This window comes from Burkholderia sp. 22PA0106 (genome assembly GCF_047497155.1).
Lineage (GTDB): Bacteria > Pseudomonadota > Gammaproteobacteria > Burkholderiales > Burkholderiaceae > Burkholderia.
Map to the genome: position 1 here is coordinate 365640 of NZ_CP163162.1, position 14234 is coordinate 379873.

At 67.7% G+C, this 14234-nt stretch carries 14 protein-coding genes; 8 read left to right on the forward strand and 6 right to left on the reverse strand.

Translation table 11 applies throughout. The annotated features are described in order from the left end of the window. The first annotated feature begins 148 nt into the window (after positions 1-148). The 6 genes from AB4850_RS01575 (at position 149) to AB4850_RS01600 (ending at position 7544) form a co-directional block, all read left to right on the forward strand. The gene (locus AB4850_RS01575; protein ID WP_414440873.1) at positions 149-1432 is read left to right on the forward strand and encodes a hydroxymethylglutaryl-CoA reductase, degradative; all 1284 of its coding nucleotides are present in this window, start codon (positions 149-151) and stop codon (positions 1430-1432) included. A gap of 236 nt (positions 1433-1668) precedes the next feature. After that, positions 1669-2178, forward strand: a complete 510-nt coding sequence (locus tag AB4850_RS01580; RefSeq protein WP_414440874.1) for a hypothetical protein — start codon at positions 1669-1671, stop codon at positions 2176-2178. After that, positions 2175-3554 (forward strand): tripartite tricarboxylate transporter permease, encoded by a 1380-nt coding sequence (locus AB4850_RS01585; protein ID WP_414440875.1) that lies wholly within the window; start codon positions 2175-2177, stop codon positions 3552-3554. The genes AB4850_RS01580 and AB4850_RS01585 overlap by 4 nt, the downstream gene beginning before the upstream one ends. Positions 3555-3644: 90 nt before the next feature. Continuing rightward, a complete protein-coding gene (locus AB4850_RS01590; protein ID WP_414440876.1) occupies positions 3645-4547 on the forward strand; it encodes a LysR substrate-binding domain-containing protein in 903 nt (300 codons plus the stop codon). Between the two features lie 220 nt (positions 4548-4767). Continuing rightward, positions 4768-6066, forward strand: a complete 1299-nt coding sequence (locus AB4850_RS01595) for a dicarboxylate/amino acid:cation symporter (RefSeq protein WP_414440877.1) — start codon at positions 4768-4770, stop codon at positions 6064-6066. Next, positions 6063-7544, forward strand: a complete 1482-nt coding sequence (locus AB4850_RS01600) for an aspartate/glutamate racemase family protein (RefSeq protein WP_414440878.1) — start codon at positions 6063-6065, stop codon at positions 7542-7544. Before AB4850_RS01595 ends, AB4850_RS01600 begins: the two co-directional genes overlap by 4 nt. A gap of 1 nt (position 7545) precedes the next feature. Here the strand turns inward: AB4850_RS01600 and AB4850_RS01605 are convergent, their stop codons facing one another. Next, a complete protein-coding gene (locus AB4850_RS01605; RefSeq protein ID WP_414440879.1) occupies positions 7546-8535 on the reverse strand; it encodes an ATP-grasp domain-containing protein in 990 nt (329 codons plus the stop codon). Here AB4850_RS01605 and AB4850_RS01610 point away from each other — a divergent pair. After that, complete coding sequence (locus AB4850_RS01610; protein WP_414440880.1) at positions 8534-8941, forward strand: LysR family transcriptional regulator; 408 nt, start codon at positions 8534-8536, stop codon at positions 8939-8941. The two genes, AB4850_RS01605 and AB4850_RS01610, sit on opposite strands and share 2 nt — an antisense overlap. A 15-nt stretch (positions 8942-8956) precedes the next feature. Here the strand turns inward: AB4850_RS01610 and AB4850_RS01615 are convergent, their stop codons facing one another. After that, positions 8957-9808: an SDR family oxidoreductase gene (locus AB4850_RS01615; protein ID WP_414440881.1), complete on the reverse strand. Its 852-nt coding sequence runs from the start codon at positions 9806-9808 to the stop codon at positions 8957-8959. Between the two features lie 136 nt (positions 9809-9944). Here AB4850_RS01615 and AB4850_RS01620 point away from each other — a divergent pair, with 136 nt between their 5' ends. Then, positions 9945-10868, forward strand: a complete 924-nt coding sequence (locus AB4850_RS01620; protein WP_414440882.1) for an AraC family transcriptional regulator — start codon at positions 9945-9947, stop codon at positions 10866-10868. Between the two features lie 7 nt (positions 10869-10875). Here the strand turns inward: AB4850_RS01620 and AB4850_RS01625 are convergent, their stop codons facing one another. Genes AB4850_RS01625 through AB4850_RS01640 form a run of 4 tightly spaced genes read right to left on the reverse strand, consistent with a single transcriptional unit; the run spans position 10876 to position 14213 of the window. Further along, positions 10876-12063, reverse strand: a complete 1188-nt coding sequence (locus AB4850_RS01625) for a serine hydrolase domain-containing protein (RefSeq protein ID WP_414440883.1) — start codon at positions 12061-12063, stop codon at positions 10876-10878. 19 nt (positions 12064-12082) lie between these two features. Beyond that, complete coding sequence (gene glnQ, locus AB4850_RS01630) at positions 12083-12811, reverse strand: glutamine ABC transporter ATP-binding protein GlnQ (RefSeq protein WP_414440884.1); 729 nt, start codon at positions 12809-12811, stop codon at positions 12083-12085. Next, positions 12808-13464, reverse strand: a complete 657-nt coding sequence (glnP, locus tag AB4850_RS01635) for a glutamine ABC transporter permease GlnP (protein WP_414440885.1) — start codon at positions 13462-13464, stop codon at positions 12808-12810. The genes glnQ and glnP overlap by 4 nt, the downstream gene beginning before the upstream one ends. Continuing rightward, entirely contained in the window at positions 13461-14213 is a 753-nt protein-coding gene (locus AB4850_RS01640; protein WP_414440886.1) for a transporter substrate-binding domain-containing protein, read from the reverse strand. Before AB4850_RS01640 ends, glnP begins: the two co-directional genes overlap by 4 nt. Between the last annotated feature and the right edge of the window lie 21 nt (positions 14214-14234).

Consider the following 14234-nt stretch of genomic DNA (forward strand, 5'->3'; position numbering starts at 1 on the left):
CGTGCACTGTGTCGGGTACAGTGCCGCGAGTGTTGTCGGGAACTGTACCTTTCATTGAGGTACAGCGCGCCTATTATTCGTCCATTCGAACCGGCCCCGCAACACAGGAATACGCGGGGCCGACCCAACACCGAAGGAGACGACCCCGATGCCCATCGATTCCGCCCTGCCCGATTTCCGCTCCCTCACGCCCGCCGAACGCCTGTCGCGCATCGCCGTGGCGGCCGGCCTCGACGACGCGCAACACGCGCTGCTCGCCAAGCCCGGCGCGCTGCCGCTCGACATTGCCAACGGCATGATCGAGAACGTGATCGGCACGTTCGAGCTGCCGCTCGCGGTGGCCGGTTACTTCCGCATCAACGGCGAGGACGTGCTGGTGCCGATGGCGGTGGAGGAGCCGTCGATCGTGGCGGCGGCCTCGTTCATGGCCAAGCTGTCGCGCGAGGCCGGCGGTTTCTGCACTTCCAGCACCGGGCCGCTGATGCGCGCCCAGGTGCAGATCCTCGGCATCGACGATCCGTACGGTGCGCGTCAGACGATCCTCGCCAGCAAGGCCGAGCTGATCGAGCTGGCCAATTCGCGCGACGCCCTGCTGGTCAAGCTCGGCGGCGGCTGCCGCGACATCGAGGTGCATGTGTTCCCCGACACGTCGCGCGGCGCGATGGTGGTGGCGCACCTGATCGTGGACGTGCGCGACGCGATGGGCGCGAACACCGTCAACACCATGGCCGAGGCGGTGGCCGGCAAGGTGGAGGCGCTGACGGGCGGCACGGTGCGGCTGCGCATCCTGTCGAACCTGGCCGACCTGCGGCTGGCCCGCGCGCACGTGCGCTATTCGGCGGCGACGCTGACCACGCGCGACTACGCGGGCGAGGACGTGATCGAGCGCGTGATCGACGCCTACGAGTTCGCCGCCATCGATCCTTACCGCGCGGCGACGCACAACAAGGGCATCATGAACGGCATCGATCCGGTGATCGTGGCCACGGGCAACGACTGGCGCGCTGTGGAAGCGGGCGCGCATGCGTATGCGAGCCGCAGCGGCCGGTATACGTCGCTGACCACCTGGGAAAAGGCCGCCAACGGCGATCTGGTCGGCACCATCGAGCTGCCGATGCCGGTGGGCCTGGTGGGCGGCGCGACGCGTACCCATCCGCTCGCACGTGCCGCGCTGAAGATTCTCGGCGTGGAATCGGCGCAGCGGCTCGGCGAAATCGCGGCGGCGGTGGGCCTCGCGCAGAACCTGGGCGCGCTGCGCGCGCTGGCCACCGAAGGCATTCAGCGCGGCCACATGGCGCTGCACGCGCGCAATATCGCGATCGCGGCCGGCGCGACCGGCGCGGATGTCGACTGGGTGGCGAAGAAGATGGCCGCCGCCCGCGACGTGCGCACCGATTACGCACTGCAATTGCTGGCCGGGCCGCGCGACTGAGCGACGGGGCCGGACGTTCGTCGAGGCAGCCCGGCTTGCCGGGACGCCGGGAGCGAACCGCACGGAGTACGAAGCAACGCAGTAACGCGCGAAGCCGCGCCGCGTACGGCCCTGCCGTGCCGGCGCCGTTTCGCGTCAGGGCAGCACCGCGCATGATCGCCATCCGGCATGCGCGCACGCGGACCGCGGGACCCACCCCGGCCGCGCAGCACACTCCATATCGAAGGAGGAGACAGATGAACGACATTCGCGTGGAATCGGCCGCGCTCGCACCGCCGCGTGCCCTGCACGACACGGCGACCGACGCGCCGCTGGCCGAAGTGTGGGGCGATACCGTCGACTTGCGCCATCTCGGCTGGTCGGTCGTGATCGGCGTGGGCGTGGCGCTGGGCGCGTTTCTGGCGGGCCGCGCGCTGCTCGCGCCGGTGGTGGCCGATCCGCAGATCGCGCGCGCCTACGCGATGCTGGTGGGCCTGGGCGGCTGCCTGGCGGCCGGGGCGATCTGCGCCAGACTGTTCAAGCCGAAGCGCGTGGTGGTCGAGCACCTGGTGGACGAGGCAGCGCGCCTGCGCGTGCTGGCGCAACTCGATGCCGAATCGGGCGGCCTCGGCACGCTCGACGACCTGAGCCCGGCCGCGCGCGCCGAAATGGACGAACTGGGCCTGACGGCCGTGTTCGCCGCCTACGAACGCGGCGAGCGCGATGCCTCGGCATCGGCCGCCGACACCACGGGAGCGCGCCGATGACTCCGCTGCTGTCCGATTTCTCCGTCGCGCTGGCGATGGGCCTGCTCGGCGCGATCGCGTTCTCCGCGATCGGGCTGGTGTCCGGCACCGACGAAACCACCACCATCGCGCCGCTGACGCTGCTGGTCGCGCTGCTCGGCGTGCCGCCGGCCGGCGTGTTCACGTTCTTCCTGGCCGGCGCCGTGGCCAAGCACATGACGCACGCGATCCCCACCGCGCTGCTCGGCATTCCCGGCGACACGCTGGCCGCGCCGCTGCTGCAGCAGGCCACGGCGCTGCGCGCGCTCGGCGTGCCGCACATCGCGTTGCGCAAGATGATCTCCGGCGCGATCGTGGCGGCCTGCGTGGCGGTGCCGCTGGCCGTGCTGTTCGCGGTGCTGCTCGCGCCGTTCGGCGGCGCGATCTCGAAGGCCGCGCCGTGGGTGTTCCTGGCGGCCGCGTGCGTGATCGCGTATGCATCGGCGGGGCGCTGGGCCAGCGTGCTGCTGCTGATTCCGTTCGTGATGCTGATCGTTGCGTTGCAGACGCTGACCGGCAAATACGGCGTGAAGCTGTCCGTCAGCTATTTCCTCGGCATCGCGATCGGGCCGCTGATCGCCGACTTGTTCGGCATCCTGTCGCCGCCCGCGCGGCGCGCGATGCGCCGCGACCGGCTCGCCACGTTCTCGCTCGCGCCCGACCTGAAGGGCTGGCGCGGCTGGTTCCCGAACCCGCTGCGGATTCTCGACCGCAGCCAGACGGGCTGGACGCTCGGCACCGCCGCGCTGTCGAGCGCCACCTTCGTGTTCAGCCCGGTGGCGATGACGGTGGTGGCGGGCGAGATCGTCGGCGCGCGCATCAAGCATGCGTATCCGCGCCTGACCACGGTGATCGCCGCGCGAAACGGCGTGACCGAGGCGACCTATATCGCCGAGGCGCTGATCCCGCTGATCGCGTTCGGGCTGCCGTTGAGCCCGGTGGCCGCAGGCCCCGCCGCGCCGCTGTTCAACGCGCCGCCGCGCTTCTTCGTCGATGCCGCCACGGGCCAGATCCACAACCTGCACACGATGATGTCGGCGTGGGCGTTTCTCGGCTACGGCTTGCTGGCGGTGCTGCTGGCCGCCTTGATCGCCTATCCGCTGGCGATGAACTACGCGCACCGCGCGGCGTCGTTCGTTGCGCGCAAGCTGAGCCACGAGGCGATCATCGCCACCTTCGCCGGGCTGATCGTGGTGATCGGCGTGTGGGAGGGCGGGCTGGCCGGGTTGGCCGTGATCCTGACGGTGGGGCTGGTGGGCGGGGTGCTGTCGAAGCTGTTCAGCTTCAACACCGGCGTGCAGTTCATGGGCTTCTATGCGGCCGTGCTCGGGGTGCCGGCGCTGATGAAGCTGATTTGAGCGAAACCGTCTTCGATTTTGCTTGCGATGGCCGCGGCGTAAAATGCGCGCAGATTCAGCCCGCTCACTTTTCTCCCCGCCGGCCTCCGCATGGAAATCAAGTGGATCGAGGATTTCATCGCCCTCGCGCAATACCAGAGCTTCTCGCGCGCGGCGGAATTCCGGAACGTCACGCAATCGGGTTTCAGCCGGCGCATCCAGTCGCTGGAGCAGTGGATCGGCGCCGAGCTGATCGACCGCAGCAGCTTCCCGCCCGTGCTGACGCCGGCCGGCCGCCTGTTTCGCGAGGCGGCCGACGACATCCTGCACAAGCTCCACGACACGCGCGCGATCATCCGCACCGAGCAGCGCATCGCCGGGCACGGCCTGCAGATCGCGGCCGGCCATACGATCGCGCTGAATTTTCTGCCGCCCTGGCTCAAGGCGCTGTCGGCCCGCTTCGGCGAGGTGCGCGCGCGCGTGGTGCCGGCCAATGTCCACGATTCGATCCTGGCGCTCGTCAACGGCAATTGCGAGCTGATGTTCGCGTATCACCACCCGGAGCTGCCGCTCCATCTCGACCCGGCCCGCTACGAACACCTGACGGTGGGCCTCGACACGCTGCTGCCGGTCAGCCGGCCGACGCCGCGCGCCGCGCCGCAGTTCCGTCTGCCCGGCACCACCAAGGCCGCGCTGCCGCTCATTGCGTACACCGAAACGAGTTACTTCGGGCGCTGCCAGGCGTTGTTGCTGTCGCGCGCGCCGGCCACGCCGATGCTGCGGCTGCATTACGAATCGGACATGGCCGAGGTGCTCAAGAAGCTCGTGATCGAGGGCGAGGGGCTGGCCTGGTTGCCGAAAAGCGCCGTCGCGCGCGAGCTGGCCAACGGCGAACTGGTGTTGGCCGGGCCGTCGAGCTGGCACATGGAAGTGGAGCTGCGCGTGTACCGCGACGCCAGCAACCGCGGCGCGTTTCTCGACACGCTCTGGCAGCACCTGCGCGCCTCCGCCTGAGGCCGTCCGGCCGCGCTCGCGGCCCCTATGCGGAATCCGCATACGCGCATGACGGACCCGCATCGCGGTTTTTTTGACCATCCCTACCATCCGTTCTGACGGCCGGATTGCCCGGCCGCGCCCTCGGTTCCGATCCGCTGCCCGCGCGTCGCGATACCGGTCACGCTCAATCGCTTCGCGCCGCGCGGCCCGTCGGCCGCCCGGCGCATCAGGGACGGACATGAAATCACGCCTCACTTTCTGGATCGCCGCCGGCATCGTGCTCGGCATCGCGGCCGGCTACTTGTGCCATGCCCACGCGGCCGACGCCGCGCAGGCCAAGGCCATCGCCGGCTACTTCTCGATCGTCACCGACATCTTCCTGCGGCTGATCAAGATGATCATCGCGCCGCTGGTGTTCGCCACGCTGGTGTCCGGGCTGGCCGGCATGGAAGGCGGCACGGACGTCGGCCGCATCGGCCTGCGCACCGTGCTGTGGTTCCTGTGCGCGTCGCTGGTCTCGCTGCTGATCGGGCTGACGTTCGCCAACCTGCTGCAACCGGGCGCCGGGCTGCACCTGAGCCCCGGCACCGAGGAAACCGTCGCCGGGCTGAACACCGCCGGGCTCAACGTCAAGGACGTGGTCACCCATGCGTTCCCGACCAGCCTGCTCGACGCGATGGCGCGCAACGACATCCTGCAGATCCTGGTGTTCTCGCTGTTCTTCGGGCTGGGGCTCGGTGCGCTCAAGCACGACCCGCGCGTGGCGGTGGTGATCGGCGCGATCGACGGCCTGGTGCCCGTGATGCTGCGCCTGACCGGCTACGTGATGCGCGCCGCGCCGTTCGGCGTGTTCGGCGCGATCGCCTCGGCGGTGACGCTGCGCGGGCTGGACGTGATCGTCACCTACGGCAAGCTGATCGGTTCGTTCTACGCAGCGTTGGTGGTGTTGTGGGTGCTGCTGCTCGCGGTGGGCTGGCTGTTCCTCGGCCGTGATGTCGGCCGCTTGCTGAAGGCCGTGCGCGAGCCGGCCATGCTGGCGTTTTCGACCGCCAGCAGCGAGGCCGCGTATCCGCGCCTGACCGAGCAGCTCGAACGTTTCGGGGTGCCGAAGAAGGTGGTGGGCTTCACGCTGCCGCTCGGCTATGCGTTCAACCTCGACGGCTCGATGATGTACCAGGCGTTCGCCGCGATCTTCATCGCGCAGGCGTTCGGCGTGGACATGCCGCTGTCCCAGCAGCTGACCATGTTGCTGGTGCTGATGTTGAGCAGCAAGGGCATGGCCAGCGTGCCGCGCGGCTCGGTGGTGGTGGTGGCCGCCGTCGCGCCGCTGTTCCACCTGCCCGCGGCCGGCGTGGCGCTGGTGCTCGCCATCGACCAGATTCTCGACATGGGCCGCACCATGACCAACGTGATCGGCAACAGCGTGGCGACCGCCGTGATCGCGAAATGGGAAGCGCGGCGCGAGGCCGGCATGGCGCAGGCGGCTCCGGCTTCGGCCGCGACGCGTTTCGAGGCGCTGCCGGGCGAGGCGCAATGAACGCGCCGGCAAGTCAGGCCGTGGCCGCCGACGCGGCGGCGCGGCGCTACGGCGTGGTGGGCGGGCTCGGGCCGCTGGCCGGCGCCGACGTGTTCTACAAGCTGATGCGCGCGGCGGGCGCGACGCCGATCGACGCGATCTTCGAGCAGCATCCGTTTCGCGGCGTCGAATTTGATCGCGAGGCCACCACCGCGCGCAAGCTCTACGTGTTCGACATGATTCGCGATTTCGAGCGGCGCGGCGTGACTACCGTGGTGCTGCCGTGCTTCCTGAGCCATACGTTCATCGACGAGTTGCGCGCCAACACGTCGCTTGTGATTGTCGATATCGTCGAGGCGCTGCGCGAGCATGTGCGGCGGAACTGGCCGCAGGCGCGCCGGATTGGCGTGCTGGCTTCGGCGGCCACGCGCGCGCAGCGCCTGTTCGAGCGGTATTTCGCGGCGGACGGCTTCACGTTGTGCTACCCCGAAGCGGAACTAGGCGATGCGGAAATCGATGCCGTCACCGAGGCCGTATACGGCGCGGGCGGCATTCGCTCGGGTGCCGTGGCCGGGCGGCCGGTGGCGCTGTTGCGGCGTGCGTGCGCGTCGCTCGTCGCGCAGGGCGCGGACGTGATCGTGCCGGGGCTGACCGAGATCGCGCTGGTGGCCGATGCGCTCGGGCCGCTGCCCGTGCCGCTCGTCGATGCGAACGCCGTGTACGCGCGCCATGTGCTCGATGCGGGCGCGCTTGCGCCGCGACGGCCCGAGCCGTTCCGGATCGGCGTGGTGGGCGGCGTCGGGCCGGCCGCCACCGTCGATTTCCTGGCCAAGCTGGTCGGCAACACGCCGGCCGCGCGCGACCAGGATCATCTGAAGGTGATCGTCGAGCAGAACCCGCAGATCCCGGACCGCACCGCGCACCTGATCGGCGACGGGCCGGACCCGACCGTCTCGCTGTACGCCACCTGCAAGCGGCTCGAACAGGGCGGCGCGAACCTCGTGGCGATTCCGTGCAACACCGCGCATGCGTTCGTCGAGCGGATTCAGCCGCGCCTGTCGATTCCGATCGTCAACATGTTGAGCGTGACGGCGCAGTATCTGCGCGAGCGGTTTCCGTCGCTGCGCGAGGTGGGGGTGCTGGCGACCTCGGGCACCTTGACGAGCGGCGTGTATGGCGATGCGCTGGCCGCGCAAGGGCTGGCGCAGATTGCGCCGCCGCCGGAATTGCAGGCGCGCGTGATGGCGGCGATTTATGGCGAGCGAGGGGTGAAGGCGGGGTTGACCGAAGGCGCTTGCCGGGACGATATCGACGCGGCGCTCGATGGGCTGGTGCGGATGGGTGCGCGGGTGGTGTTGCTCGGGTGTACGGAGTTGCCGTTGCTGTTGCCGGCGGGGGAGCGACAGAGCGCCGCTGGCGCGTGCGTCACGCTGGTCGATCCCACCGACGTGCTGGCCAGGGCCTGTGTCGCGGCGGCCGAAGCCGCGCTCATCAAGTAGGTTACCGAAGCAGCTCGGCAACGACCGCCTCGGCCAGCCGCGCGCACGCATCGGGGTTCGTATCGAGAAAGAGCGCGGGCTCGATCAGTTCAAGCTCGATGACGTGAGGCCGGCCGCCGATCGAGACGAGATCCACGCGGGCCAGCAACGGCACGCCGGGGGCGCGCTGCAAGGCGAGGCGGCCGGTCTCCATTTCCATTTCGGTGACCGTGTGCGCTTCGACCGAGCCACCGTGATGATCCTGCACGCGATAGTCGCCCTGGCGCGCCCGCTTGCGCACCGCGTGGGAGTAAGCGCCGCCGAAATACAGCAGCGACACCTCGCCTTCGTCGAGCACCGATTCGATGAACGGCTGGACCAGCACGTTGCCGCGCGCGGCCAGCGTGCGCAGATGGTCATGCGCTTTCTTGCTCGATGCGCGTGCTCGCAATGCACCGATGGCGCCGATCGACACGGCCGGCTTGATGACCACCTCGTCGTGCCCGAACGGGGCCAGCCGTTGGTCGTGCCGATCCTCCCCCGCCGGCACGTAGACGGTGGGGATGACGGGCACCCCGGCCGACTCCAGATCGAGCAGATACCGCTTGTCGACGTTCCAGAGAATGATGTCCTTGGCATTCCGAAGCGTCGTTTGCGCGCTCACGGCCGTCACCCACTGCATGAACGCCGCCTGGCGGCCGAAGTAATCCCACGGGCTTTTGATCAGCACCAGATCGAACGCCTGCCATGCCACATCGGCGGCGTCCCATGCCACGACCGCCGGTTCGCATCCGCTGCGTTTCAGTGCGCCGCACAGCGTGCCGAGTTCCACGTCGGGCTTCGGCATGTTGGCCGCGGTGACCACGGCGACTTTCATCGATTTGTTTGGCGATTTCATTCGACGTTTCTCTGGTTGCGGTTGATTGCGCCGATTGTGATGCTTTGCGCCGGAAACTATAACTTGCTGCGCTGGAACAGCTTTTATGTTCTCGATGCATAGATGCACGGCCATGGAACCTATCGACCTTTTTGCGTTGTTACCGGACTTGGCGACGATCGCGCGCGGGGTGGACGCCGGCAATTTCTCTGCGGCGGCGCGTGAGCTTGGCACCACGCCGTCCACCGTCAGCCGCCAGATCAAGCGTTTCGACGAGCCGGCCGATCTCGCCAACGACGTGGGCGCCCGCCTCGACGCCGCGCTTGACGGCTGGGGGATTGCGAACCTGCCGGAATTCGCGGCCGCGAACGCGTTGCGGCGCGGCGATCTGGTTCCGGCGCTGGCCGACTGGCAGTGCGAGGCCGGCCCGTACATGGGGCCGATCTGGTTGCTGTACCCGCCCAACCGCTTTTTTCCGTCGCAGATGCGCGTGCTGATCGATCATCTGGCGAGCCATCTGCACGACACCGGCGCGGCGTGACGCGCACCGACGGCGTTATCGCGAGGCCTGGCCGTCCGGTGCTCTGTCGGTGGAAGCGGCGAGCGCCTGCTGCGCTTCGAGTGCCGCCAGGCGCTCGCTCAATTGCCGGTGCATCACGTCGAACGCATCGCTGCCCAACGCGATGCGCTTCGGCGCGGGGTGCTGATCGGCGCTGGCGATCATGATTTCAGCCATCTTCGCCGCGTCGCCGAGCGGCACCTGGGCTTGCGCCTCGATCATCCGGTGCGCCATGCGAGCCGGCGACGCATCGTAGGCGGCGAGCTTGGGCGACAACTGCGCGCTTCGATAGCGAAAATCGGTGCCTGCCGAACCCGGTTCGATCAGCGTGCAACCGATGTCGAATGCGGCCACTTCCTGTCCCACGGCATCGATGAAACCCTCGATGCCCCACTTGCCCGCGTGATACAGCGCCCCGCCGGGAAACGCCGCCTGGCCGCCCATGGTGGACAACTGAATGATCCGGCCGCGCCCCTGTTGCCGCAGATGCGGCAGCGCCGCGCGCACCACCTGGATCGAGCCGATCAGGTTCGTGTCGATCTGATGGCGGACCTGCTCGTCGGTCATTTCCTCGGCCGCGCCGAACAGCCCGTAGCCGGCGTTGTTCACCACCACGTCGATCGGCCCCAGTTCGCCGAACGCCCGATCGACGACGCGGCGAATCGCCGGCGTGTCCGTCAAATCAAGGTATGCCAACCAAAGCGATGCGCCGTGTCGGGCCTTCAGATCCGCCATCGCGTCGAGCTTGCGCACCGTGCCGGCGACGCGATCCCCTCGGGCCAGCAGTTGTTCGGTCATGTGGCGGCCGAAGCCGCTGTTCACGCCGGTGATAAACCAGGTTTGCTGCATGGTGTCGATACTCCTCGAGTCCGTTCGCGTTGCACTCGCTGCCCGGCAAGCCCGGGCAGCCCAATGCAGGATAAGATCCGGGGGCTGGATTCTGAATACTTCAAAGTCGCATTTTCATGCGTGAAAATCTGAAATCATGATCGATCCGTTCTCCGATTTCCTGGGTCTGCTGGGCGCGCGCTCCGTCGTGTCGGGCGGCCTCGTGGCGGGTGGCGCGTGGGCCATTCGTTTCCCGCGCTCGAACACGATCAAGTTCTGGGGCGTGGTGCGCGGTGGTTGCTGGGTCGTGTTCGAAGGGGATGCACAGCCCATCCGGATCGAAAGCGGCGACGTATTCCTGCTGTGCGCACCGCGCTCGCATGTGCTCGCCAGCGATCTGGCGGCCGAGCCGGTCGAACTGGCCGACGTGCTCGACGGGCGGGTGGGCAGCACCGCTCATCACGGCGATGGCGACGATTTCTTCATGATCGGCGGCAAGGTCGAATTGAACATCGTGTCTCATCCGCTGTTGCAGGGCGCGTTGCCGCCCGTGATTCACGTACGGGGCACATCGACTCAGGCGCAACCGCTGGGCTGGCTGCTCGATCAACTGGTGCGGGAGCGGCAGGGTGGTTTTCCGGGGGCGAACGTCGCGTCGAACCAGCTTGCGCACCTGATGTTCATTCAGATCTTGCGAGCGCATGTCGAAACCGCGGGCTTGCAGCCCGCCGGCTGGCTTCGCGCGCTGAGCGATACGCGTCTCGCGCCGGCGCTGCAACGCATGCATGACGAACCGGGCCGCGCCTGGGCGCTTCGCGAGCTGGCCGACGCCGCCGCGATGTCGCGTGCCACGTTTGCCGCTTATTTCAAGACCGTTTCGGGCATGTCGCCGCTTGCGTATCTGACGACATGGCGCATGCATCTGGCGCAGCGCGCGCTGCTGGAAACCCGCACGCATGTGAACGTGCTGGCCCGCTCGCTCGGCTATGCATCGGAGAGCGCGTTCAGTCATGCGTTCCGGCGCGTGGTCGGCCGTTCGCCGAAGCATTTTCGGGAGTGGGCGGGGGAGGGGGTGGATTAGGCTTGTCTCACCCCACCCTCTCCGTGATCGCATCGAACAACGCCAGATTCAAGCGCTTCAGTTCGTTATTCGCAGGCGCGGGCTGTGCCGAGAACTTGGCGATCACCGTCTCGCTCGCCGGGTCGACATACAGCCACTGGCCATGAATGCCGATCGCAAAGCAGGCGCCGTTGGCGTTCCCTCGCTGATACCACTTGTTTCGATAGCGTCCGTCGGGCAGCCAATCCGCGAAGCTGCCATTGCGCCAGGCTTCGGCGCTTCCGCCGTGGCGCGTATCGTCGATCCAGGCGCGCGGGATCAGCCGCCGTCCATCGATTTCCCCGCCGACGCGCACGAGTTCGCCGATCCTCGCGAGATCGCGGATGGCCATGCACAGGCCGCCGCCCGAACGCGCGGTGCCGGCGATGTCCACGGTCACGTAGCCGTCGGCACGCAGGCCGAGCGGCTGCCACAAGCGGGCGGACGCGAAATCCGCGTAGCGCTGGCCCGAGGCGCGTTCGATCACGAGGCCGAGCACATCCGAATTGGGCGAGCAGTAATGAAACGGCCCGCCGTGATCGCCGGCTCCCTTGGGCAAGGCCGCCAGCAGATCGATCACGGTTTCCTGCGGCTCGCCGTCGCGGCGCGGGTCCCACAATCCAGCCCGGCGGTATCGAGAATAGAGGCCGTGCGGATCGAGATAATCCTCGTCGAACGCGAGGCTGGTGCGCATGTCGAGCACATGCCGGACGCTCGCATCGCCGAACGCCGACGATTGCAACTCGGGAACGTAATGCGCGACCGGCGCATCGGGATCGAGCAGCCCGTCGCCGTGCAGGATGCCGGCGAGCAGGCCCGCCACCGATTTGCTGGCCGAGAACAGGATATGGCGGCTTTGCAGTGTGAAGTTCGGTGCGAGCCAGTCGGCGACGATGCGCCCCGCACGCATCACGGTCAGGCCGTCGGTGCAAGTGTCGTGCAGGATCGACGATATCGTGTGGCGCACGCCGTCGATGGTCAGCGCCTGCCCGACCAGCGCGGCGGCATCGACGGGGGCCGTTTCGGCGAGGCCGGATGCGGCGACGATGCGCGTCGACGGAATGATCTCGTGCAAATGGCGGAAGGCCCAGACATTCCACGGCGCGTCGCGCCAGTTGTGCTGGCCTACCGCGTCGCGGCGAAATCCGTAGTCCTGTTCGAATCGGGAGGCAGTCATGAGGCGTGGCGATGGAGGATCAATGAATGTGTCGCAGGAAGTCGCGAAAGCGCTCGCTGGGCGGCGCGGAAAGCAGCCGTGACGGATCGCCGTCGTGAACCAGCCGGCCCGCCTCCATGAACAGCAGGCGCGTGCCCACTCGCTGCGCGAAGCCCATTTCATGCGTGACGACGACCATCGTCATGCCCTCCGCGGCGAGCGTCTGCATGACCTTGAGCACTTCCTCGCGCAGTTCGGGGTCGAGCGCCGAAGTCGGTTCGTCGAACAGCATCAACTGCGGCTGGATCGCCAGCGCTCTCGCGATGGCGACGCGCTGCTGCTGGCCGCCCGAGAGTTGCGACGGATAGTGGTTCATGCGCTCGGACAGCCCGACCTTCTGCAACAGCGAACGCGCGATGTCGTTGGCCTCGGCGCGCGACTTGCCGCGTGCGCGGATCGGCCCGAACATCACGTTCTGCAGCGCCGTCAGATTCGGGAACAGGTTGAACTGCTGGAACACCATGCCCGCTTCGAGCCGGATACGCCGCACGTCGCGCGCGCTACCCAGCACGCTGATGCCGTCGACGCGCAGGTCGCCCCCGCTGAGCGTTTCGAGCCCGTTGATACAGCGCAGCATCGTCGATTTGCCCGAACCGGACGGGCCGACGATCACCGTCACTTCGCCGCGCTCGACCGTCAGATCGAGCGGATGCAGCACGAGGTGCTGCCCGAACTGTTTCGATGCCTGCCGGAATTCGATCATGCTCATCTCAGGCGTACTCTCCGTTCAAGAACTCGCAAGCCCAGCGCAAGCAGGCTGATCACGAGCAGGTAGATGCAGGCCACGGCGGTCCAGATTTCCACCGCGCGAAAATTTTCCGCCATGATTTCCTGGCCGCGCCGGGTCAGTTCGCCCACGCCGATCACGAGAAAGATCGACGTGTCCTTGACCAGATTCACGAACTGATTGCCCATCGCCGGCAGCGCCCGCCGCATCGCGATCGGCGCGATCACGTGGGCGAGCACGCGGTGAAACGGCAGGCCCATCGCGAGACCGGCTTCCCGCAGCCCGCCGGGCACCGCGTCGAGCGCGCCGCGCACGATCTCCGCGTTGTAGGCGCCCGAGTTGACGATCAGCGTGATGATGGCGGCGCTGGTGCCGCTGATGCGCACGTTCATCATGATCGGCAGTGCGAAGTAGACGAACATCACCTGCACCACGATCGGCGTGCCGCGTATCAGCGCGACGTACAACTGCGCGGGCAGCATCGCGAGCCGCCCGCCGTAGGTCAGCGCCACGCCCGCGATCATCCCCAGCACGAGACCGCCGGCGAGGCCCGCCAGCGCGATCAGGATGGTCAGCCGAAGCCCTTGCATCAGATCGGGCAATGCGGCCAGCATGGCCGCCCAGTCGAAGTTCATGCCGAGCGCTCTCCGAACCACTTGCGATTCAATGCGTCGAGCCGTCCGTCGGCCTTCATCGCGGCGAGTTGCTGGTTGGCGGCGGCCACCAGCGGGCTGCCTTTCTGGAAGCCGATTCCGACATCGAGCCCTTCCAGCGGCGGCTGCACGACGCGCACCTTGCCCTTGCCGCCGGTGTTGGCGTAGTAGAGCAGCAGCGGCTTGTCGTACACGACCGCATCGGTGCGACCCGCCAGCAGCGCGAGCAGCGCATTGTTGATGCTCGGAAGCTGCTCGATCGTCGCGTCCTTGATGTGTTCGCGGATGTACCCCACCGCCACCGTGCCGGTTTCGGTGCCGATGCGCTTGCCGGCGAGGTCGGCGGGCGAGTGGATGCGGGTGTTGTCGATGCGGGTGACCGAGATCAGCCCGCTCTTGTAGTACGGCATCGAGAAATCGATCACCTGCTGGCGTTCCGGCTTGATGAAAAGCTGCGACACGATCGCGTCGAGATTGCGGGTCTGCAAGGCCGGCAGCAGCGCGCCGAACTCCATCGGTTGCAGGCGCCACGTGCGCTTCATGCCCTTGGCCACTTCGCTCCAGACTTCGACGTCGAAGCCGGAATAGCCGTTGCCGTCCTTGTAGGCGAACGGCGGCGCGCCCACGTTCGAGCCGATCACGAGTTCCGCGTCATCGGCGCGGACCACACGAGAGAGCAAGGCGGCGGGCGCTGCGGCAAGGCCGAGTTGCAAAAGTTGACGACGATTCATGGTCTTCTCCACGTTGGAGGG

Bases quoted from the DNA above. Each gene is read 5' to 3' on its own strand.
- AB4850_RS01605 (WP_414440879.1), bottom strand. From the start codon at position 8,535: ATGGCCGTGCATCTATGCATCGAGAACATAAAAGCTGTTCCAGCGCAG.
- AB4850_RS01620 (WP_414440882.1), top strand. From the start codon at position 9,945: ATGATCGATCCGTTCTCCGATTTCCTGGGTCTGCTGGGCGCGCGCTCC.
- AB4850_RS01615 (WP_414440881.1), bottom strand. From the start codon at position 9,808: ATGCAGCAAACCTGGTTTATCACCGGCGTGAACAGCGGCTTCGGCCGC.
- AB4850_RS01575 (WP_414440873.1), top strand. From the start codon at position 149: ATGCCCATCGATTCCGCCCTGCCCGATTTCCGCTCCCTCACGCCCGCC.
- AB4850_RS01595 (WP_414440877.1), top strand. From the start codon at position 4,768: ATGAAATCACGCCTCACTTTCTGGATCGCCGCCGGCATCGTGCTCGGC.
- glnQ (WP_414440884.1), bottom strand. From the start codon at position 12,811: ATGAGCATGATCGAATTCCGGCAGGCATCGAAACAGTTCGGGCAGCAC.
- AB4850_RS01625 (WP_414440883.1), bottom strand. From the start codon at position 12,063: ATGACTGCCTCCCGATTCGAACAGGACTACGGATTTCGCCGCGACGCG.
- AB4850_RS01585 (WP_414440875.1), top strand. From the start codon at position 2,175: ATGACTCCGCTGCTGTCCGATTTCTCCGTCGCGCTGGCGATGGGCCTG.
- AB4850_RS01590 (WP_414440876.1), top strand. From the start codon at position 3,645: ATGGAAATCAAGTGGATCGAGGATTTCATCGCCCTCGCGCAATACCAG.
- glnP (WP_414440885.1), bottom strand. From the start codon at position 13,464: ATGAACTTCGACTGGGCGGCCATGCTGGCCGCATTGCCCGATCTGATG.
- AB4850_RS01610 (WP_414440880.1), top strand. From the start codon at position 8,534: ATGGAACCTATCGACCTTTTTGCGTTGTTACCGGACTTGGCGACGATC.
- AB4850_RS01580 (WP_414440874.1), top strand. From the start codon at position 1,669: ATGAACGACATTCGCGTGGAATCGGCCGCGCTCGCACCGCCGCGTGCC.
- AB4850_RS01640 (WP_414440886.1), bottom strand. From the start codon at position 14,213: ATGAATCGTCGTCAACTTTTGCAACTCGGCCTTGCCGCAGCGCCCGCC.
- AB4850_RS01600 (WP_414440878.1), top strand. From the start codon at position 6,063: ATGAACGCGCCGGCAAGTCAGGCCGTGGCCGCCGACGCGGCGGCGCGG.